The sequence below is a fragment of the Streptomyces sp. NPDC003697 genome (assembly GCF_053587115.1).
On the sequence record NZ_JBSFNN010000040.1, the window covers coordinates 25,022 to 43,618 of the forward strand.

The following is an 18,597-nucleotide window of genomic DNA, read 5'->3' on the forward strand; positions in this document are numbered from 1 at the left end:
CCTCACTCCCGAGGCAGCCACAGCGGTGCGGGCCGGGGCGCCTCCGGCGTCCCGGTCGCCGCGATGTCGCCGTCGGCGGCCCGGAGCAGACGTCTGCCCAGCGATATCAGGGCGCGGCCGGCGGCGAGTTCGTCACCGATCTCCGGGACCACGGCGTCGTACGGGTTGCGGTGGGCCTCCGCACAGCACTCCAGCAGGCTGTCACCGGTGTCGAGGACGATCCTGGCCGTGGTCGCGGGGTCGTTCTCGCACAGGTAGAGGCACAGCGTCCACTCCTTGGCGGACGGGGGCCGGCGATCGTCGGCTGACGTCATCTTCCGTCCCTCCTGACACCGGCGCAGGGCATGAGGCGACCCGGCACCCGGCCTGCTTCCACTGTGACGTAGTCGCGAGCGTGCCGCACGCGCTGCGGGAGTGGGTGCGGGACCGGGCACAATGGCGGGCATGACGCTGCGTTCCTGCCCGTGCGGGCTGCCCGAGCCGTTCGAGAGGTGCTGCGGCCGGTACCTGGCCGCGGGCGGCGCCGCCGCGCCGACCGCCGAGGCGCTGATGCGCTCGCGCTACAGCGCCTTCGTACGGCAGGACGCGGGACACCTGCTGCGGACGTGGCATCCGCGGACGCGGCCGCCGCGGATCGACTTCGACCCCCGGATGCGCTGGACCGGTCTGGAGGTGCTCGGCACGACGGACGGCTCCGCCTTCCACACCACCGGCACGGTGACGTTCCGCGCCTCCTACCGCGGCGGTTCGTTGCACGAACGCAGCCGGTTCGAGCGGGTCGGCGGAGCGTGGGTGTACGTCGACGGGGAGTTCCTGGACTAGCGGTGCTTCGTCACGTCGAGTGATCTCGCCTGGTGGAGGGCGTCTTCGTGGTGTGAGGCGGGGGGAAGTGGAGCGGCTCCGGGGGCGACAGAGGCGTTCAACAAGGTCATGGACGCCGACTGGCTGTTCACCAACCTGGCCAGGGCCCTGAAGCTGCGCAAGGCGCTCATCCAGGCACCGGTGCTGTGGGAGCTGCGCAAGCTGAACCCGCTCGACGCGCTCGCCGACGAGGCGGTGAAGGCCGGGTCGAAGGACGACTGCAGCACCGGCTGGGGGCAGATCTTCGCCTGGGTGACCATCGCCGCCCGCAACTACTGCATGGACCAGGGCATCATCCACGGCACTCCGCTCACCGGCTCGGACACCCGGGCGGTGTGGGACAACCTCCAGGAGCCCGAGTACAACATCCCCTCGGTGGCCTACCTGACCATCTACAACGCGCACCAGCTCGGCATCGCCCGCCCGTCGCTCACCACCAGCCAGGCCGACAGTGAGAAGCTGCTGGCCCGCTACAACAGCACCGGCGACAAGGCCGAGAAGTACGGCCGCGAGCTGATCGGGCTCTACAACGTGCTGGAGAACTACAACAAGCTCAGCCGCGCCCAGCAGGCCGGACTGATCGTGGAGAATGAGCGCATGCGGAAGCTCTGCGTCCCCGTCGTCGTGAACCTGCTGCTCGGGGTCCCAGCCGTCGTTCCTCTGTTCCTGGCGTGGTACATCCTGGCCAACGGGCCGCTGGCGGCGGTCGGCTGGACCATGCAGGACCCGAACGAGAACGACGGGATGCTGCTCTGGCTGGTCATCGCCGCACCGGTGTTCTTCCTGTTCGGCCTGGCCTGGGGGCTGGCCAACACCCGGCTGCGGCGCCGGACGCCGGTACGGGGCTCCCGCTACTGGCCGGTGTGTGCCGCCGCTTCCCTCGCGCCGTTCTTCGTGGTCTTCGGTCTGTTCTGACAGCTGATTCAGCCCGAAGGTGACGGTCGCCGCCGACGCCGACGGCGAGACCAGGGCATGGGCCGCCGCGAACCCGCGGGAGGCCGTGGCCCAGGCCACTGAGTGCGGCGGCAACTACAACACGCTGGTCTACATCGACGGCGACCTCCCCGGTGACGTCAACGGCGACGACGGCACCATGGCCGCCTACGCGGGGGCGGGTTGCTCTGCGTGATCTTCAAGAACGAGACACCGGGCAACGCCAACTACATGTTCCTCCAGGCCTGTCCGGGCACCAGCGTCAGCAGCGCCTGCGGCACCGACGACGGCTACTACAGCAAGTTCCCCGGCCCGCTCTACATCAGCCAGGGCATGCGCGGCTGCTGGACCGCCTCATACAAGATGAAGACCGAGGCGGAGGACCGCTACTTCATCAACGGCAAGCGCAGCTACAGCTGCTGACAGCAGATGAGAACCCGCATGCCGAGTGACGCTCTCACCGGCGCCGGCCTCGGTGCCGCCGCCCCGTCCACCTCCCGGCGAGCTCCCAGTCCGACGTGATCGTCCCCGACCGCAAGCCCGCGAGCACCTACTACGTGGACAACGTCGTCACGGGCGCGATCACCAAGGAATTCCTGTGGCCCCGCTGATCCACGGGTGGGGTGACACGGGACGACGGGCTGTCGGAGGCCGGCTCGCCGGGTTCCGGCAGTCGCTGCGGCCACTCAGGGTCGTACGACACCGTCCGCCGGGGCGAAGAGCTGAGCCAGGCATCAGTCAGCCCCGGGGGCCTGACCGGCGGATCAAGTCGGAGGAAACCGGCGGTGCCCTGGAGCCCAGGTGAGCGAGGGCCGGCGCGTCCGGCTGCAAGGCGGAGGAGAGCGTCGACGCGGGGCGTCGACAACCGACGGCAGACACCGCGGACAGGCGTGCCCACCCCCGCGTCTCCGGCCTGATCCGCCGGACAGGCCCAGCCGGATCAGGCCGGCTCCCGGGTGCGGTGCCTTCCGGCCGGGCCGGGTGGTCCGGACGACAGGGCCCGGCGCGCGCTACGGCGCCAGGACGTCCAGTTCCTGCAGCGCGCCCACGGTGATCTCGCGGGTGAGCTGCTCGGCGCGGTCCGCGTCGCGGGCGCGCACGGCCTCGGCGACCTGGAGGTGGAGCGTGACGGCGGGCGGGTCGGGGTCCTCGAACATGACCTCGTGGTGGGTGCGTCCGGTCAGGACCTCCGCCACGACGTCGCCGAGGCGGGCGAACATCTCGTTGCCCGACGCGGTCAGGATCACGCGGTGGAAGGCGACGTCGTGGACCAGGTACTGCCGGAGCCGGTGGCCGCGTGAGTTGGCCACCATGCCCAGCGCGCACTCGGTGAGTTCGGCGCACTGTTCGGACGTGGCGTTCTTCGCCGCCAGGCCGGCGGCGACCGGTTCCACCGCCGACCGCAGGACCGTGAGCGAGCGGAGCTGCCGCGCGCGGTCGGTGCCCGCCAGACGCCAGCGGATGACCTGGGGGTCGTAGACGTTCCACTGGGACGGGGGGAGGACGGTCACGCCGACGCGGCGTCGTGAGGCGACCAGGTGCATGGACTCCAGCACGCGGACCGCCTCGCGCATCACGGAGCGTGACACGTCGAAGCGCTGCGCGAGTTCGTCCGTGCGCAGCACGCTGCCCGGCGGATACTCCCCCGCGGTGATCGCGGGGCCGAGGGTGTCCAGTACGCGGCCGTGCAGCCCCCGGCCCGGTGTGCTCATGCACTCAGCGTACGGGCTGGATCACCATCCCAAAAAGTCAGACTTATTTGTCACAGGGTCTTGAATTCGTCGTACCTAATGGGTTTCAGTGTGGCGGACGTCGGAAGTCGACGTCGCTTGTCGAGGAAGACAGCGAGACTGTGATGCGTACCCCCCACGTCGTCGTGGTGATGGGCGTCGCCGGCACGGGCAAGACCACGATCGGTCCACTGCTCGCCGCCCGGCTGGGCGTCCCCTATGCCGAGGGTGACGACTTCCACCCCCCGGCGAACATCGCCAAGATGTCGGCCGGCGTGCCGCTCGACGACGACGACCGGTGGCCGTGGCTGGATGCCATCGGCGCCTGGGCGCACGGCCGCGCGGGTCTCGGCGGAGTGGTGAGCAGCTCGGCGCTGAAGCGGTCGTACCGCGACCGGCTCAGGGCCGCGGCTCCCGGTGTCGTGTTCGTCCACCTGACGGGCGCCCGGGAGCTCATCGAGGGGCGGATGGCCGACCGTCAGGATCACTTCATGCCGACCGCGCTGCTGGACTCGCAGTTCGCCACCCTCCAGCCGCTGCAGGCGGACGAGGCGGGCGTCGCGGTCGACGTCTCGGGCAGCCCCGAGGAGATCACCGCGCGCGCCGTCGCCGCGCTCGACGGCCTCGACAGCTCCACGCAGTCCCCCGAGGCGCACCTGCCTCCGCAGTAAGGCCCTCCCTCCCCCACGGCCCGGCCGCGGCCCCACGGCCCCGGCCCGGCACGGCACGGCCTCCGTCCCCAACCCACTCCATCAGCAAGGGAATTCCCCCGTGACCAGACTCAGCGTCGAGATGCTGGCAGCGGACCCCGTCCAGCCGATCACCTCGGCCGGCCACGCCCAGCTGGGCATCGCCGTCCTGGCGGGCATCGCGGTCATCGTCCTGCTCATCACCAAGTTCAAGCTGCACGCGTTCCTCGCGCTGACCATCGGGTCACTGGCGCTCGGCGCGGTGGCGGGAGCGCCGCTCGACAAGGTGATCACCAGCTTCACCACCGGGCTCGGCGCCACGGTGGCGAGCGTCGGCGTCCTGATCGCCCTCGGGGCGATCCTCGGCAAGCTGCTCGCCGACTCCGGCGGCGCCGACCAGATCGTCGACACCATCCTCGCCAAGGCGGGCGGCCGCGCGATGCCGTGGGCGATGGTGCTGATCGCCTCGGTGATCGGTCTGCCGCTGTTCTTCGAGGTCGGCATCGTGCTGCTGATCCCGGTCGTCCTGATGGTCGCCCGGCGCGGCAACTACTCCCTGATGCGCATCGGCATCCCGGCGCTGGCCGGCCTGTCCGTGATGCACGGCCTGATCCCGCCGCACCCCGGACCGCTGGTCGCGATCGACGCGGTCAAGGCGAACCTCGGTGTCACACTGGCGTTCGGCATCCTGGTCGCCATTCCCACGGTGATCATCGCCGGCCCGGTGTTCTCCCGGTTCGCGGCCCGCTGGGTGGACGTCCCGGCCCCCGAGCGCATGATCCCGCAGCGCCCGTCGGAGGACCTGGAGCGGCGCCCCGGCTTCGGCGTCACCCTGGCGACCGTGCTGCTGCCGGTGGCCCTGATGCTGCTCAAGGCGCTGGTCGACATCGTCGTGGACGACCCGGAGCAGATGACCCAGCGCGTCTTCGACGTCGTCGGCTCGCCGCTGATCGCACTGCTCGCCGCCGTCGTCGTCGCCGTCTTCACGCTGGGCCGGCCGGCCGGCTTCGGCAAGGAGCGGATATCGGGTCTCGTCGAGAAGGGGCTCGCCCCCATCGCCGGCATCCTGCTCATCGTCGGCGCGGGCGGCGGCTTCAAGCAGACGCTGATCGACTCCGGCGTGGGCCAGATGATCCTGGACATCTCCAAGGACTGGTCCATCCCCGCGCTGCTGCTCGCCTGGCTGATCGCCGTGGCGATCCGGCTCGCGACCGGCTCGGCGACCGTGGCGACCGTCTCGGCGGCCGGTCTGGTCGCACCGCTCGCGGCGGACATGTCGACGACCCACACCGCCCTGCTGGTCCTGGCCATCGGCGCCGGCTCGCTCTTCTTCAGCCACGTCAACGACGCCGGGTTCTGGCTGGTGAAGGAGTACTTCGGCCTGAGTGTCGGCCAGACCGTCAAGACCTGGTCGATCATGGAGACGATCATCTCGGTGGTCGCCGGCGCCCTGGTGCTGCTGCTCTCCCTGGTCGTCTAGGGGCACGGCGATGACGGCTCACCCCCTCTTCGACATCAGCGGCCGGAAGGCCCTGGTCACCGGCGCGGCCCGCGGCATCGGGCACGCGCTGGCCCGGGGGCTTGCGGAGGCCGGCTGCACGGTCGTCCTCAACGGGCGGGACGGCGGCAGGCTCGCCGCGGCCGCCGCGGAACTGCCCGGTGACGTCCACACGGCCGTGTTCGACGTGACCGACGGCCCCGCCGTGGCCGCCGGCATCGCGGACGTCGAGGAGCGGGTGGGCCCGCTCGACATCCTGGTCAACAACGCCGGTATGCAACTGCGGGCGCCCCTGCTGGAGTTCACCGACGCCGACTGGCACCGGATCCTGGACACCAACCTCACCGGCGCCTTCCTGGTCGGCCGGGAGGCCGCCCGGCGGATGACGACCCGCGGCCACGGCAAGATCGTCAACATCTGCTCGCTGCAGAGCGAGGTGGCCCGGCCGGGCATCGCGCCGTACGCGGCGACCAAGGGCGCGCTGAAGATGCTCACCAAGGGCATGTGCGCGGACTTCGGTCCGCACGGCGTCCAGGTCAACGGCCTCGGCCCCGGCTACATCGAGACCGAGCTGACCCGGCCGCTGGTGGAGGACGGGGAGTTCAGCGCGTGGGTGCGCGGGCGCACGCCGGCCGGCCGCTGGGGCCGTACGGAGGACCTGGTGGGCGCTCTGCTGTTCCTCGTCTCCCCGGCCGCGGACTTCGTCGGCGGGCAGGTGCTGTACGTCGACGGCGGTATGACGAGCGTGCTCTGAGGCAGGCGGCCGGGACGCGAGCGTCCCGGCCGCCTGTTCGGGCGTGCAGCGGCGCGGCCGTCCCGGTGTGCGACACCGCGCCCGCGCCGGCCGCCCGCCGTATCCGGCCGCGCGCGGCGGGGGCCGGGCCGCGGGTCAGGACGCGCTCCCCGCCGCCTCGGCCGCCTTGTCCAGCTGGAACGCCTGGTTGCCGAGCCCGATGCGGGCGTGCGCGGCGGGCCGGCGGGCACGCAGCACGGCGCCCTGCACCAGGCCGCCGACGAGCGCGAGGCCGATGACGCCGGGCAGCACCCAGCTGAGCGCCGAGCCGGGACCGGCGCCGACCAGGACGTCGAAGTCCCGGACCGTGTAGACGGCGATCACCAGCAGAGCGAGCCCGGCGACCGCGGAGGTGACCAGCCGCCACGCCTGGGCGGCCGCGGCCCCGCGCCGGGCGAAGAAGACGATCACCGACAGGGAAGCCGCCGCCATCAGCACGATGACGCCGAGGGCGCCCATGTTGCCGAACCAGGTGAACAGGTGCAGCACGGGCGCGGTCGGGTCGCCGGACGGCCCGTCGTCCGTCACCGCGAAGGCGAGCACGATCACCAGTGAGACGACGGTCTGCGCCAGCGAGCCGGTCGCGGGCGCGCCGCTGGTGCTGGAGGTGCGTCCGAACGCCGCGGGCAGCAGGCCCTCGCGGCCCATGGCGAAGGCGTACCGGGCGACGACGTTGTGGAAGCTGAGCAGGGCGGCGAACATGCCGGTCACGAACAGCACGTGCAGCACGTCCGTGAACGTGGCACCGAGCCGGGACTCGGTCAGCGAGAACAGCAGCGCGGCGCTCTCCTTCCGCGCCGCGCCGACGATCGACGAGGGGCCGGCGGCGACGGTGAGGGCCCAGCTGCTGAGGGCGAGGAAGACGGCGACGCCCGCGACGGCGAGGAACATCACCCGGGGCACGAGGACATGGGGACGGCTGGTCTCCTCCGCGTACACCGGGGCCTGCTCGAAGCCGAGGAAGGCCGCGATGCAGAAGCAGAGCGCGGTGCCGACCCCGGCGCCGCCGAGGGTGCTCGGGTCGAAGGCGTGCAGGGACAGGCCCTCGGGCGCGGGGTCGGCGACCGCGGCGGCGTCGAAGACGACGACCAGGGCCACCTCGATGACCAGCAGGACCCCTAGCACCCGCGCGTTGACGTCGATCTTCAGCCAGCCGAGGAGGCCGACGACGGCCACGGCGGCCAGCGCGGGTACCCACCAGGCGACGGTCGCGTCGGCGTAGGTGGCCAGCAGGCCGGAGACCTCGAAGCCGAGGATGCCGTAGATGCCGGTCTGCAGGGCGTTGTAGGCGACCAGGGCGACCAGGGCGGCGCCGGCGCCCGCGGTGCCGCCGAGACCGCGGGCGATGTAGGCGTAGAAGGCGCCCGCGTTGTGCACGTGGCGGCTCATCTCGGCGTAGCCGACGCTGAACAGGGCGAGGACCACGCCGAGCGCGACGAAGAGCAGGGGCTCTCCGACCACCCCCATCACCGCGAATGTGGTGGGCATGACACCCGCGACCACCATCAGCGGAGCGGTCGCGGCGAGCACGGAGAGCAGCAGTCCCCCCGTGCCCAGGCGGTCGGCGCGCAGCGCGCGCTCCTGCCCCTTGAAGGTGCTGATGCCGCCGCCGTCCGCGGTGGGGCCGGCGGTGCTCGAACTGCCCGTGGTCATCGGGGTCGTCCTTTCTGGCTTCGGGGCTCGGGTGCTTCACGTCGCGCCTGAGTCGGGTGCGGGCTGCGCCGGTGGTGCGGTGCGGTCAGGGGGTGCCGAGGGCGGCGGCGCGAGCGGCCTGGAAGGCGGCGGCCGGATCGCGGTCGGGGTACGACCAGGGCACCGGGGTGGCGTGCTCCGCGATGCGGTGGAAGAGCGCGGCGGCCTCCGCGCCCCGCCCCTCGCAGTACTTGGCGTGGGCCAGGAAATTGAGGTCGACCAGGCGCCGCGGATGGCCTTCCTGCTCCCACTCCAGCCACCAGTCGAAGGCCGCCTTCATCACCTGCCGGGCCCGGCGGCCCACCCAGTGACCGGAGACGGCCGGGTCGGCGGACTCGTGCCCGGCCGCGGCCAGGACGCGGTAGCGCTCGGCGTGCGCGACCACGGGGAGCACGGACAGCGGCGAGTCGGCGGGCGCCTGCTCCGCGGCCCAGTTGGCGAAGTCGTACACCTCGTGCAGCGGGTCGGGTCCGGCGCCGGCGCGGCGTTCGGCGAGCCGTGCGACCAGCAGATGGTGGGCGTGGTGGTGATCGGGGTGCCGGCAGCGGACCTCGTCGAACAGGCGCACGACGTCCTCCTCGGCGCCCAGGACGCGCTCCAGCAGGAGCAGGCCCAGCCACGGGGTGGGGTCGGCGGGCGCCGGCCCGGCCGCGGCCCGGCACGCCTCGCGGGCCCGGCCGGGTTTCTCCGTGCCGCGCAGGGCCCGGTGGACGAGGGCCAGGGCGAGCAGGACCGAGGCGTCGGCGGACTCGGGCTCGGCGAGCAGCCAGTCCCGGGCCCAGTCGGCGGCATGGTTCTCCCGGGCGAGGACCGTGACGCGATGCCCCCGCCGGTCCCAGTCGTCACCGGTGCGGGCGAGCAGCGCCCGGACGACCTGCCACCGCCCCTGGGCCAGTGCGGCGCGGGCGGCGACGAGTTCGGCGTCGTCCAGGGCGTCGTCGAAGAGGTGGGCCGCACGCTTGCGGCCGCGGCCGAGGGGAGGCGGGGGTGGGGACACCGCGGGACTTCCTCACGCGCTCTGTTCGTGGCCCGGTTCGCCTCCGGGGGTGCCACTGCCCCCTTCGGCCCGGTGACCGCGACTACGTTGTCGTTCACCGGTCTGCCATCAACTGATCACGCACAGCAAACCCGCAGCCAACGGTCCGCGTCAAGGGCCGGAGAGCTGTTGCGCCCGTCAACTGGCGTGAAGCGAGCGGTACTTGTGACGGCACGACGGCGCCGCCGCGTCCCGGCAGGTGCCGCGGGTGCCGTGCGCAGCGCCCTCCGGACGCCGCCACAACCGGGAGCGGTTCGTCCCCGGGCGGCCGCCGGGACGCTACAGTCGGCCCCTACGCACCCCGTGGCCCGGCCGGATGATCGAGGTACGCAGCGTGTCGGTTCTGGTTGTGATCCTCGCCGTGGGCGCCGCCTGCTGCATGGGCCTCGGCTTCGTGTTCCAGCAGAACGCGGCCCGCCGGGCACCGCTCGGCGACTTCCTCTCCCCCCGGCTGCTGCTGGACCTGGTGCGGGTGCCGCGCTGGCTCGGCGGCACGGGGCTGATGGTGGCCGGCATGGCTCTGGGCGCCGTCGCGCTGGGCCGCGGCGAGGTGTCGCTCGTGGAGCCGCTGCTGGCGACGAACCTCCTCTTCGCCCTGGCCCTGTCCCGGCGGCAGACCCGGCAGCCGCTGGGCCGTCGCGGCTGGGCGGGGCTCACGCTGCTGGCCGGCGGGGTGACCGGGTTCATCGTGGCGGGGCAGCCGCAGGCCGGCACCGCCGTGACCAGCCCGCTGCGGCACTGGCTGATCATGGGGGTGATGGTGGGCCTGGCCCTGCTGCTCACGGCCTGGGCCAGGCGGTCGTCGCTGAGCCGGGGCGCTGTCCTGCTGGCCCTCGCCGCCGGGCTGCTGTACGGGGTGCAGGACGCGCTCACCCGGGTGAGCGGCCAGCGGTTCTCGGCGGGCGGCTGGAGCGGGCTGCTGACGTGCTGGCAGCCGTACGGCGTGCTGGTGCTCGGCGCAGGCGGTCTCCTCCTGGTCCAGAGCGCGTTCGAGGCGGCGCCGCTCAGGGTGTCGCTGCCCGCGCTGACCGCCGCCGAGCCGCTGGCCGGGATCGGCTGCGGGGTGGGCTTCCTCGGGGACCGGCTGCACACCGGTGCCGGCGCACTGGCGTGGGAGGCGGCCGGCCTCGCGGCCATCGTGGCGGGCATCGTCCTGCTGGGCGCGCACCCGGCGATGCCGTCCGGCACGGCGGCGGCCGAGCCGGCCCGGGACGAGGACCTGCAACCGCGCTGAACGCGGCGCGGGTGCGCCTGCTTGGATGGACGTCATGAGCGCCGCGGACGAGATCCTCGACATCGTCGACGAGCAGGACCGGGTCGTCGGGCGGTCCCCGCGCGGTGAGGCGTACGCCCGGGGGTTGCGCCACCGCTGCGTCTTCATCGAGGCGCGGGACGCCGGGGGCCGTGTCTTCGTCCACCGCCGCACGCCGGGCAAGCTCGTCTTCCCCTCCCTGTACGACATGTTCGTCGGCGGGGTCGTCGGGGCCGGCGAGTCCTACGACGACGCCGCCCTGCGCGAGGCCGAGGAGGAGCTCGGGGTGTCCGGGCTGCCCCGCCCCGAGTACCTGTTCAAGTTCCTGTACGACGACGGGGCCGGCCGGACCTGGTGGTCGGCGGTCTACCAGGTCCGCTGCGACCTGCCGGTGCGTCCGCAGGCCGAGGAGGTGGCCTGGCACGCCTTCCTGCCGCCGGAGGAGGTGGAGCGGCGCCTGCGGGCGTGGGAGTGGGTGCCGGACGGGCTGGCGGCCTACCGGCGCCTGAAGGCGTACCGGTCGGCGGGCTGACACCGGACCTGCGCGCCGGGCGCCCGCACACGGCCTCGGTAATGTCTCGCGCGTGATCGGATTCGTACGGAACGCGCGGCTGTGGTTCGCTCCCGAGCAGATCCGGCAGGAGGGGCACACACCCGACTACCGCTTCTCGCTCGCCAACGAACGCACCTTCCTGGCCTGGCTGCGCACCGCTCTCGCCCTGATCGCCGGCGGTTTCGCCGTCGACCAGTTCCTGCCGGACCTGCGCTGGGCCTGGCGCGCCGGCCTGGCACTCGGGCTGCTCACCGCGGGCGTGCTGTGCTCCCTGCGCGCGGTGAACCACTGGGTGCGCTGCGAGCGGGCGATGCGCCGCGGCGAGGATCTGCCCGTCTCGCGGTTCCCGGCGCTGCTGAGCGTCGTCGTGGCGGTCGTCGCCGTCGCCATGGTCGTCGTCGTGCTCGTCGGGTGGGAGGGGTGAACGGCGGGGACGGGGCGGACCGGGGCCGGGACCCCGGCCTGCAGCCGGAGCGGACCCGGCTGGCCTGGCGGCGTACGACGCTCACCTGCACGGTCGCCGTGGTACTCGCCGTGCGGACGGCCCTGCACAGCGGCGTGTCCGCCGCGGGACTCCTCGTCTGCGCCCTGAGCTGTGTGTTCTGGGTGGGCTTCCTGCTCCTGGCGCAGCACCGTATCCGCGCTCTCGCCGGGCCGGCGGTCCCGCGGCCACTGGCCCCACCGCACGGGGCGGCGGCAGCGCTGGCCACGGCGGCGCTGGCCGTCTGCGCGACGGGGCTGATCCTCTAGGGGCCCGTCGCCCCGCGGCGGGGCGGACCCTTCGACTCCCTGGACGCCTGCCCGCCGGGGCCGGCTCCGCGACAGCCGGAGTCCGGAGGCGGCTCACGGCGCACACAAGGCCATATGCGCGCTCGGCCGATCCTCACAGGCCCGGGCCGTCCGCCCGGCGCGGCCCACCCCCGCGAACCCCTCGCGGTCCGCCCGCCCGAGGCCATCCTCCGGACCGTGGCCGCCTGCCCTGCGGGACCGGTGCTCCAGGTGCCCGGAGGCTCGGGACGCGGGGCCCGCCCGGGCGGTGCCGGACGCGCCGCGGGGCCGCGGCTGACGGCGTGCGCCGGTCCCGGCAGCCCACCGCCTCCTCTCGTTCCACCGTGACCACGATCTTCCCGCGGATCCGCCCTTCCTGGTTCAGGCGGTGCGCGTCCGCCGTGCGTCCCAGCGGGAACGTCCGCGACGCGTGCACGGTGACCGCTCCCTGCTCCGCCGGTTCGGACAGCCGGAGCAGGTCCTCCGCGTCGGGGCGGACGAAGGAGTGGCGGCCGCCGGCTGTGGCTGATGCCCTTCATCCCACCGGCCCTCCGGAGTACCCGGGCGCCACGCAACCGGAATACCCCGGTACGTGCCCGTCACGTGGCAGCCTGTCCGTCGTCCCCGCCTCCACACCCCCACCACCCCCCGAGGTGAGCACCATGACCGATCGTCACCAGGAACACGCGCCCCACGACACGCACACTCACGGCCCCGCCTGCGGTCACGAGGAGGTGCCGCACGGCGACCACGTCGACTACGCGCACGACGGCCACCTGCACCGCGAGCACTCCGGGCACTGGGACGAGTGCGAGCCGGGCGGGCACACCGTCCACGAGGGCCACGACCACCAGCACGGCGAGGACTGCGGCCACCAGCGCGTCCGGCACGGCGACCACGTCGACTACCTGCACGACGGTCACCGGCACGCCGAGCACGACGGGCACTGGGACGACCACTGAGCCACCGCCGCCCGCCAGGCCCCGCGAGGCCGGCCGTCGACAGCTCCCCGGCGCAGCAGGCGGGGAGCTGTCGTCTGTCGGGACACCGGGCCCCGGCACCGGCCGCCGCCGTCGCGCCGCCCGCGAGCCCTCGTGGCCCCGATCACGTTCGGTCCGCCCACTGGACGACATACCGACCGGTCGGCATCATGGTCGGGTCCCGTTCTTCACCGCCCGTAGGAGCCACGATGAGCCCCGACCACCCGCCCGGACTCGACCTCGACCGGCTGCGCGGCCTGCTCGACCGCGAGCGGCCCGGCCTGGCCCAGGGCCCCCTGACCGGCCGGCTGATCGAGGGCGGACGGTCGAACCTCACCTACGAGGTCTCGGACGGCACCTCCAGGTGGGTGGTGCGGCGCCCGCCGCTCGGCCATGTCCTCGCCACCGCGCACGACATGAAGCGCGAGCACCGGGTGATCGACGCCCTGCACCCGACGAACGTACCGGTGCCGCGCCCGGTGCTGCTCTGCGAGGACGAGGACGTGCTCGGAGCACCGTTCTACGTCATGGAGTTCGTGGCCGGTACCCCCTACCGCACCGCCGACCAGCTCGCTCCGCTGGGCCCGGAGCGCACCCGGGGTGCGGTGCTGTCCCTGGTGGACACCCTGGTCGAGCTGCACGCGGTCGACGCCGGCGAGGTGGGTCTCGCCGGCTTCGGGCGCCCCGAGGGCTTCCTGGACCGTCAGCTGCGCCGCTGGGGCAAGCAGCTCGACGCCTCCCGCAACCGCGAGCTGGCCGGCATCGACGAGCTGCACGCGGCGCTCGGCCGCGCCCTGCCCGTCTCCCCCGCGCCCGCCGTCGTGCACGGCGACTACCGGCTGGACAACGTCCTGATCGGCGAGGACGACCGGATCAAGGCGATCCTCGACTGGGAGATGTCCACCCTGGGCGACCCGCTGACCGACCTGGGCCTGCTGGCGATGTACAGCACGCCGCTGGGCCTGCCCGGCTCCCCCGTCTCCACCACCGCTCAGGCGGCCGGTCATCCCGCGCCCGCCGAGCTGATCGAGCGGTACGCCGCGCGCTCGGGGCGCGACGTCTCCGCCGTCTCCTGGTACACGGCGTTCGCCTGGTTCAAGCTGGCCGTGATCCTGGAGGGCATCCACTACCGGTACACGCTCGGCCAGACGGTCGGCCGCGGTTTCGACCGCATCGGCGACCTCGTCCCCGTCTTCATCGAGCACGGCCTCACCACGCTGCACGACGGCCTTCAGGAGGGCTGATCCGTCATGGACTTCACGTTCGACGCGCGCACCGAGGAGCTGCGCGCCCGGCTCACCGCCTTCATGGAGGAGCACGTCTACCCGGCCGAGCCGGTCGCGCACGAGCAGCGCGCGCGGCTCGCGTCGCCGTGGGACACCCCGCCGGTCGTCGAGGAGCTGAAGGCCGAGGCCCGCCGGCAGGGGCTGTGGAACCTGTTCCTGCCCGACGCCGAGTACGGGGCCGGGCTGACGAACCTGCAGTACGCCCCGCTCGCGGAGATCACCGGCCGCAGCCCGCAGCTGGCGCCCACGGTCACGAACTGCGCGGCCCCCGACACCGGCAACATGGAGGTGCTGGCGCAGTTCGGCGACGAGCGGCAGCGCAAGCAGTGGCTGGAGCCGCTGCTCGCCGGTGAGATCCGCTCGGCGTTCGCGATGACCGAGCCGGAGGTGGCCTCCTCGGACGCCACGAACATCACCACGCGCATCGAACGAGCATCCGACGGCACGGACGAGTACGTCGTCACCGGCCGGAAGTGGTACATCTCCGGGGCGATGGATCCGAACTGCAAGATCTTCATCGTGATGGGCAAGACGGACCCGGACGGGCCGGACATCCGCCGCCAGCAGTCCATGGTGCTGGTCCCGCGCGACACCCCGGGCGTCACGGTCGAGCGCGCCATGCAGGTCTTCGGGTACGAGGACCACTACCACGGCGGCCACGCGGAGGTGGTCTTCGACCACGCCCGGGTGCCGGTGGCGAACCTGATCGGCGAGGAGGGCGGCGGCTTCGCCATCGCCCAGGCCCGCCTCGGCCCGGGCCGCATCCACCACTGCATGCGCCTGATCGGGATGGCGGAGCGGGCGATCGAGCTGATGTGCCGCCGCGCCACCTCGCGCACGGCCTTCGGCAAGGCGCTGGCGCAGCAGGGCGTGGTCCAGAACTGGATCGCGGACGCGCGCGTGACGGTCGAGCAGCTTCGGCTGCTGGTGCTGAAGACGGCCTGGCTGATGGACACCGTCGGCAACAAAGGCGCCCACACGGAGATCCAGGCCATCAAGATCGCCACGCCCCGCGCGGTGGTCGCCATCCTCGACCGGGCGATCCAGCTGCACGGCGCGGGCGGCGTCAGCCAGGACTTCCCGCTGGCCGAGCTCTACGCCGGCGCCCGCACCCTGATGCTGGCCGACGGCCCCGACGAGGTGCACCAGCGCTCGCTGGCGCGGCGGGAACTGAAGAAGTACCTCTGACGGTCCCGGCCCCCGGGCATGACACGGCCGGGTCCTCGCCGCACGGTGCGGTGGGGACCCGGCCGTGTCATGCCCGGGGCGGCCCCGCTCCGGCGGGCACCGCACGTGCCGGGCACCGCACGTGCGGTGCGCGGGTGCCGGCCGTGCTGCCGTGCGGCAGGTGCCCCCCGTGCCGGGCGGCGGGTGCCGCGCCGCTCAGGGGCGCAGGGCCCGCAGCAGCAGGTCCGCCAGGTGGTCGGCGACCTCCTGCGGGCTGAGCGGGCCGTCGGGCCGGTACCAGGTCGACAGGTGGTGCACGGAGCCGAAGTGGTAGTCGACCACCAGGTCGGCCGGGGTCTCCTCGGAGAAGACGCCGGCCCGCTGGCCCTCCTCGATGAGCGCGCGGAAGCGTTCGTGGTAGCGCCGGCGCTCGGCACGCACCTGCTTGTTCTTCTCCGGGCTGAGGTGGTGCATGGAGCGGAAGAAGATCGACGCGTCGTCGAGGTTGTCGATCGTCGTGACCACGACGTCCGCGGCGGCGTCGCGGACCCGCTTGTCGATCGGCTCGTCGGCGTTGGCGAAGGCGTCGAGACGCTCCTGCTGCACGCGCAGCACGCGGGCGTACACCTCGTGCAGGAGGTCGTCCTTGGAGCCGAAGTAGTGGTACAGGGCACCCTTCGTCACGCCCGCCGCCTCGACGATCTCCTGCACCGAGGTCCGGTCGTACCCCTGCTCCGCGAAGAGCCGGGTGGCGGCGGCCAGGAGCCGCTGCGGCACAGGGGTCCCGTCACCGTCCGTCGTCCTGGGCACTGCCGCCACCTGCCTTTCCGTGGTACTGCCGACTGTCATGCCCCGGTGGGGCCGCTCCGCCTCGGGGCGCGCCCCTTCGGCTCACTCCTGGCGGGAACGAAGTTCCCGCCGGAGGATCTTGCCACTGGCCGTCTTGGGCAAGTCCGGCAGGATCTCGACCTGCCGCGGGTACTTGTAGGCAGCCAGTCTCTCCCTGCAGTACGCGGCGAGTGCGTCCGGGTCCGTCTCGGCGCCCGGGCGGAGGCTGATGTACGCCTTGACGGTCTCCCCGCGGTAGCCGTCGGGCACCCCGACGACGGCCGCCTCGCGGACCGCCGGATGCGTGTAGAGCACGTCCTCGACCTCGCGCGGCCAGACCTTGAACCCCGAGGCGTTGATCATGTCCTTCTTGCGGTCGACGACGTACAGCCAGCCCTGCTCGTCCATGAACCCGATGTCGCCGGTGCGCAGTTCGCCGTCCGGGAAGGTGACGGCGGTGGCGTCGGGCCGCCGCCAGTAGCCGGGCACGACCTGCGGGCCCCGGACGACGATCTCGCCCTGCTCGCCGAACGGCACCTCCGCGCCGGCGTCGTCGACGATCCGTACGACCGTGTCGGGTCCGGGCACCCCGACGGCGAGTGTGCCGGAGACCGGGTCCACGGGGGCCTCCCGGTGGGGCGGCACGGAGGCGCAGGGCGCGGTGCACTCGGTGAGCCCGTAGCCGTTGCGGATGTACGGGCCGAAGCCGGCGCGGAACTTCTCCACCAGCGCGGGCGGCAGCGGCGCGCCGCCGGAGGAGATGACGCGGAAGGACGCGAAGTGGTCCGGGGTGGCGGAGGGGTGGGCGGCCAGCGCCATGAACGCGGTCGAGGGACCGACGGTGTAGTGCGGCCGGTGCTCGGCGAAGGCGTCCAGGACCACGCCGGCCTGGAAGCGGTACGCCAGCACGAGCGTGCCGGCGCTGTTCAGGCAGGCGCCGAACTGGCAGACCATGCCGGTGATGTGGAACAGCGGCGCCATCGCGAAGTAGACGGGCGCCTCGGGCAGGCCGAGGCCGGTCCGCTGGCGCTCGGCGTTGTACATGATGTTGCCGTGGGTGTTGGTGGCCCCCTTGGGGGTGCCGCTGGTGCCGGAGGTGTAGCTGATCAGGGCGATGTCGCCCGGGGCGGGGTCGCGGTCCGCGGGCGCCCTGTGACCCTGCCGGGCGACGGCGACCAGGTCGTCGGCGTCGGGGGCCTCGGGCAGCCGTTCGAAGGTGAGCACCCGGGCGTCGTCGCGGGTCTGGAAGTCCAGCTCGCAGGCGGTGAGCACGACGCGCACCGGGGAGCCGGCGGCCGTGTCGCGCAGGTACGACTCCCAGGCGCGGTCGGAGCAGATCAGCGCGGCGACCTCGGCGTCGCGCAGGACGTGGGAGACCTCCCCCGACTTGTACATCGGGTTGACGGGGACGACGGTCGCGCCCGCCTTCCAGGCGCCGAGGACCGCGAGCACGAAGTGCGGGGAGTTCTGCAGCAGGACGGCGACCCGCTCGCCGCGCCGCAGGCCGCGCGCGGCGAGGTGGCCGGCGACGGAGTCGCTGAGCTCGTCGGCCTCCCGGTAGGTCAGGCGGGCGTCGAAGTAGGCGAGGAAGGTGCGGTCGGGGGTCTCGGCGACCGCGCGGCGCAGGGCGTGCACCAGAGAGGCCGCGGGGTCGACCGGGGCACGCTGGGCCTCGTCGAGGAGGCTCAGCCAGGGCTTGGCGGCGTAGCGGGAGGTGGTCACCGGTGCTCCTCCCACGTGCGCTGGAGGTGGTTCATGCCGGACAGCCAGCGGTCGGGGTCGGCGGCCCGGGCCTGGTGGTACCCGGCGACCTCGGGATGCGGCAGGATCAGGAAGCGGTCCTCCTCGATGCCCCGGAAGAGGGCGTCCGCCACGTCCCCGGGGTCGATCGCGGTGGGCTGCAGGACGAGCTCGCCGGCGCTTCCCGAGGCGGTCAGCATGTCGGTGCGCACGCCCTGGGGGCAGACGGCGTGGACCTTGATCCCACGGTGACGGTACGTCAGCGACAGCCACTCGGCGAAGGCCAGGGCGCCGTGCTTGGTGACGCTGTACGGGGCGGCGCCGATCATGGTGAGCAGCCCGGCGGCGGAGACGGTGGAGACGAAACGTCCGCTGCCGCGCTCCAGCCAGCCGGGGAGCAGTGCCCGGGCCGCGCGCACGTGGGCCATGACGTTGACATCCCAGGCGAGCGCCCAGACGTCCTCCCCGGCCGCTTCCGAACCGCCCGAGGCGACGCCCGCGTTCGCGCAGTAGACGTCGATCGTGCCACCGAGGGCGTCGCGGGCCTCGGAGACGATCGCGGAGGCGTCGCCGGGTACGGCGATACCGCCGATCTCCGCGGCCACCTCCTCGGCCCGTTCGGCGTCGAGGTCGTTGACCACGACCCGGGCGCCCTCGGCGGCGAACCGGCGGGCCAGCGCGGCTCCGATGCCGCCTCCCGCTCCGGTGACCACCACTCCCGTATTCTGCACGGCTTCCACCATCGGTCTCCTTCGACACGACGTCACGGCGCCCGACGCGTCGGCATCGGC

At 73.1% G+C, this 18,597-nt stretch carries 21 protein-coding genes and 1 pseudogene; 14 read left to right on the forward strand and 8 right to left on the reverse strand.

The window, feature by feature from the left end; genetic code table 11:
- Positions 1–2 precede the first annotated feature (2 nt).
- Positions 3–314 carry a dsRBD fold-containing protein gene (locus tag ACWDNY_RS17745; RefSeq protein ID WP_451646679.1) on the reverse strand — a complete coding sequence of 104 codons (312 nt, stop codon included), beginning with the start codon at positions 312–314 and terminating at the stop codon, positions 3–5.
- 130 nt (positions 315–444) lie between these two features.
- On the opposite strand from ACWDNY_RS17745, the gene ACWDNY_RS17750 reads away from it, so the two are divergent.
- The 4 genes from ACWDNY_RS17750 (at position 445) to ACWDNY_RS17765 (ending at position 2,217) form a co-directional block, all read left to right on the forward strand.
- The gene (locus ACWDNY_RS17750; RefSeq protein WP_451646680.1) at positions 445–822 is read left to right on the forward strand and encodes a YchJ family protein; all 378 of its coding nucleotides are present in this window, start codon (positions 445–447) and stop codon (positions 820–822) included.
- A 108-nt stretch (positions 823–930) separates the two neighbouring features.
- Positions 931–1,776, forward strand: a complete 846-nt coding sequence (locus ACWDNY_RS17755) for a hypothetical protein (protein ID WP_451646681.1) — start codon at positions 931–933, stop codon at positions 1,774–1,776.
- A gap of 19 nt (positions 1,777–1,795) precedes the next feature.
- A complete protein-coding gene (locus ACWDNY_RS17760; protein ID WP_451646682.1) occupies positions 1,796–1,990 on the forward strand; it encodes a hypothetical protein in 195 nt (64 codons plus the stop codon).
- Positions 1,987–2,217: a hypothetical protein gene (locus ACWDNY_RS17765; protein ID WP_451646683.1), complete on the forward strand. Its 231-nt coding sequence runs from the start codon at positions 1,987–1,989 to the stop codon at positions 2,215–2,217. Before ACWDNY_RS17760 ends, ACWDNY_RS17765 begins: the two co-directional genes overlap by 4 nt.
- 587 nt (positions 2,218–2,804) lie before the next feature.
- Here the strand turns inward: ACWDNY_RS17765 and ACWDNY_RS17770 are convergent.
- Positions 2,805–3,506 (reverse strand): FadR/GntR family transcriptional regulator, encoded by a 702-nt coding sequence (locus ACWDNY_RS17770; RefSeq protein WP_451646684.1) that lies wholly within the window; start codon positions 3,504–3,506, stop codon positions 2,805–2,807.
- A 143-nt stretch (positions 3,507–3,649) separates the two neighbouring features.
- On the opposite strand from ACWDNY_RS17770, the gene ACWDNY_RS17775 reads away from it, so the two are divergent.
- The 3 genes from ACWDNY_RS17775 (at position 3,650) to ACWDNY_RS17785 (ending at position 6,465) form a co-directional block, all read left to right on the forward strand.
- Positions 3,650–4,195 carry a gluconokinase gene (locus ACWDNY_RS17775; RefSeq protein ID WP_451646685.1) on the forward strand — a complete coding sequence of 182 codons (546 nt, stop codon included), beginning with the start codon at positions 3,650–3,652 and terminating at the stop codon, positions 4,193–4,195.
- A 100-nt stretch (positions 4,196–4,295) separates the two neighbouring features.
- The gene (locus ACWDNY_RS17780) at positions 4,296–5,693 is read left to right on the forward strand and encodes a GntP family permease (RefSeq protein ID WP_451646686.1); all 1,398 of its coding nucleotides are present in this window, start codon (positions 4,296–4,298) and stop codon (positions 5,691–5,693) included.
- A gap of 10 nt (positions 5,694–5,703) precedes the next feature.
- On the forward strand, positions 5,704–6,465 hold the full coding sequence (locus tag ACWDNY_RS17785) for an SDR family oxidoreductase (protein WP_451646687.1): 762 nt from the start codon (positions 5,704–5,706) through the stop codon (positions 6,463–6,465).
- A 135-nt stretch (positions 6,466–6,600) separates the two neighbouring features.
- On the opposite strand, the gene ACWDNY_RS17790 is transcribed toward ACWDNY_RS17785, so the two are convergent.
- A complete protein-coding gene (locus ACWDNY_RS17790; protein ID WP_451646688.1) occupies positions 6,601–8,157 on the reverse strand; it encodes an APC family permease in 1,557 nt (518 codons plus the stop codon).
- An 85-nt stretch (positions 8,158–8,242) separates the two neighbouring features.
- Positions 8,243–9,193 carry a hypothetical protein gene (locus ACWDNY_RS17795; RefSeq protein ID WP_451646689.1) on the reverse strand — a complete coding sequence of 317 codons (951 nt, stop codon included), beginning with the start codon at positions 9,191–9,193 and terminating at the stop codon, positions 8,243–8,245.
- Between the two features lie 373 nt (positions 9,194–9,566).
- Here ACWDNY_RS17795 and ACWDNY_RS17800 point away from each other — a divergent pair, with 373 nt between their 5' ends.
- Genes ACWDNY_RS17800 through ACWDNY_RS17815 form a run of 4 tightly spaced genes read left to right on the forward strand, consistent with a single transcriptional unit; the run spans position 9,567 to position 11,787 of the window.
- A complete protein-coding gene (locus tag ACWDNY_RS17800; RefSeq protein WP_451646690.1) occupies positions 9,567–10,466 on the forward strand; it encodes a DMT family transporter in 900 nt (299 codons plus the stop codon).
- Between the two features lie 34 nt (positions 10,467–10,500).
- On the forward strand, positions 10,501–11,016 hold the full coding sequence (locus tag ACWDNY_RS17805; RefSeq protein WP_451646691.1) for an NUDIX hydrolase: 516 nt from the start codon (positions 10,501–10,503) through the stop codon (positions 11,014–11,016).
- Positions 11,017–11,068: 52 nt separating this feature from the next.
- Positions 11,069–11,461, forward strand: coding sequence for a YidH family protein (locus tag ACWDNY_RS17810; protein ID WP_451646693.1), 393 nt, complete (start codon positions 11,069–11,071; stop codon positions 11,459–11,461).
- On the forward strand, positions 11,458–11,787 hold the full coding sequence (locus ACWDNY_RS17815; protein ID WP_451646694.1) for a DUF202 domain-containing protein: 330 nt from the start codon (positions 11,458–11,460) through the stop codon (positions 11,785–11,787). The genes ACWDNY_RS17810 and ACWDNY_RS17815 overlap by 4 nt, the downstream gene beginning before the upstream one ends.
- 355 nt (positions 11,788–12,142) lie before the next feature.
- On the opposite strand, the pseudogene ACWDNY_RS17820 reads toward ACWDNY_RS17815, so the two are convergent.
- A pseudogene (locus tag ACWDNY_RS17820) lies at positions 12,143–12,322 on the reverse strand (zinc-binding dehydrogenase); the annotation flags it as partial.
- Between the two features lie 145 nt (positions 12,323–12,467).
- Here ACWDNY_RS17820 and ACWDNY_RS17825 point away from each other — a divergent pair.
- The 3 genes from ACWDNY_RS17825 to ACWDNY_RS17835 all read left to right on the forward strand — a co-directional run bounded on the left by ACWDNY_RS17825 (position 12,468) and on the right by ACWDNY_RS17835 (position 15,259).
- Positions 12,468–12,767: a hypothetical protein gene (locus ACWDNY_RS17825; RefSeq protein ID WP_451646695.1), complete on the forward strand. Its 300-nt coding sequence runs from the start codon at positions 12,468–12,470 to the stop codon at positions 12,765–12,767.
- A 227-nt stretch (positions 12,768–12,994) separates the two neighbouring features.
- Complete coding sequence (locus tag ACWDNY_RS17830; RefSeq protein ID WP_451646696.1) at positions 12,995–14,029, forward strand: phosphotransferase family protein; 1,035 nt, start codon at positions 12,995–12,997, stop codon at positions 14,027–14,029.
- A gap of 6 nt (positions 14,030–14,035) precedes the next feature.
- Complete coding sequence (locus ACWDNY_RS17835) at positions 14,036–15,259, forward strand: acyl-CoA dehydrogenase family protein (RefSeq protein ID WP_451646697.1); 1,224 nt, start codon at positions 14,036–14,038, stop codon at positions 15,257–15,259.
- A gap of 195 nt (positions 15,260–15,454) precedes the next feature.
- Here the strand turns inward: ACWDNY_RS17835 and ACWDNY_RS17840 are convergent, their stop codons facing one another.
- The 3 genes from ACWDNY_RS17840 to ACWDNY_RS17850 form a co-directional block, all read right to left on the reverse strand.
- Positions 15,455–16,048: a TetR/AcrR family transcriptional regulator gene (locus ACWDNY_RS17840; RefSeq protein ID WP_451646698.1), complete on the reverse strand. Its 594-nt coding sequence runs from the start codon at positions 16,046–16,048 to the stop codon at positions 15,455–15,457.
- Between the two features lie 81 nt (positions 16,049–16,129).
- Complete coding sequence (locus ACWDNY_RS17845; RefSeq protein ID WP_451646699.1) at positions 16,130–17,788, reverse strand: class I adenylate-forming enzyme family protein; 1,659 nt, start codon at positions 17,786–17,788, stop codon at positions 16,130–16,132.
- Positions 17,785–18,549 (reverse strand): SDR family oxidoreductase, encoded by a 765-nt coding sequence (locus ACWDNY_RS17850; RefSeq protein ID WP_451646700.1) that lies wholly within the window; start codon positions 18,547–18,549, stop codon positions 17,785–17,787. Before ACWDNY_RS17850 ends, ACWDNY_RS17845 begins: the two co-directional genes overlap by 4 nt.
- Positions 18,550–18,597: the final 48 nt, after the last annotated feature.

Coding starts and splice junctions, on each gene's coding strand:
- ACWDNY_RS17805 (WP_451646691.1), top strand. CDS start 10,501: ATGAGCGCCGCGGACGAGATCCTCGACATCGTCGACGAGCAGGACCGG.
- ACWDNY_RS17790 (WP_451646688.1), bottom strand. CDS start 8,157: ATGACCACGGGCAGTTCGAGCACCGCCGGCCCCACCGCGGACGGCGGC.
- ACWDNY_RS17850 (WP_451646700.1), bottom strand. CDS start 18,549: ATGGTGGAAGCCGTGCAGAATACGGGAGTGGTGGTCACCGGAGCGGGA.
- ACWDNY_RS17775 (WP_451646685.1), top strand. CDS start 3,650: ATGCGTACCCCCCACGTCGTCGTGGTGATGGGCGTCGCCGGCACGGGC.
- ACWDNY_RS17835 (WP_451646697.1), top strand. CDS start 14,036: ATGGACTTCACGTTCGACGCGCGCACCGAGGAGCTGCGCGCCCGGCTC.
- ACWDNY_RS17750 (WP_451646680.1), top strand. CDS start 445: ATGACGCTGCGTTCCTGCCCGTGCGGGCTGCCCGAGCCGTTCGAGAGG.
- ACWDNY_RS17785 (WP_451646687.1), top strand. CDS start 5,704: ATGACGGCTCACCCCCTCTTCGACATCAGCGGCCGGAAGGCCCTGGTC.
- ACWDNY_RS17770 (WP_451646684.1), bottom strand. CDS start 3,506: ATGAGCACACCGGGCCGGGGGCTGCACGGCCGCGTACTGGACACCCTC.
- ACWDNY_RS17830 (WP_451646696.1), top strand. CDS start 12,995: ATGAGCCCCGACCACCCGCCCGGACTCGACCTCGACCGGCTGCGCGGC.
- ACWDNY_RS17755 (WP_451646681.1), top strand. CDS start 931: ATGGACGCCGACTGGCTGTTCACCAACCTGGCCAGGGCCCTGAAGCTG.
- ACWDNY_RS17825 (WP_451646695.1), top strand. CDS start 12,468: ATGACCGATCGTCACCAGGAACACGCGCCCCACGACACGCACACTCAC.
- ACWDNY_RS17745 (WP_451646679.1), bottom strand. CDS start 314: ATGACGTCAGCCGACGATCGCCGGCCCCCGTCCGCCAAGGAGTGGACG.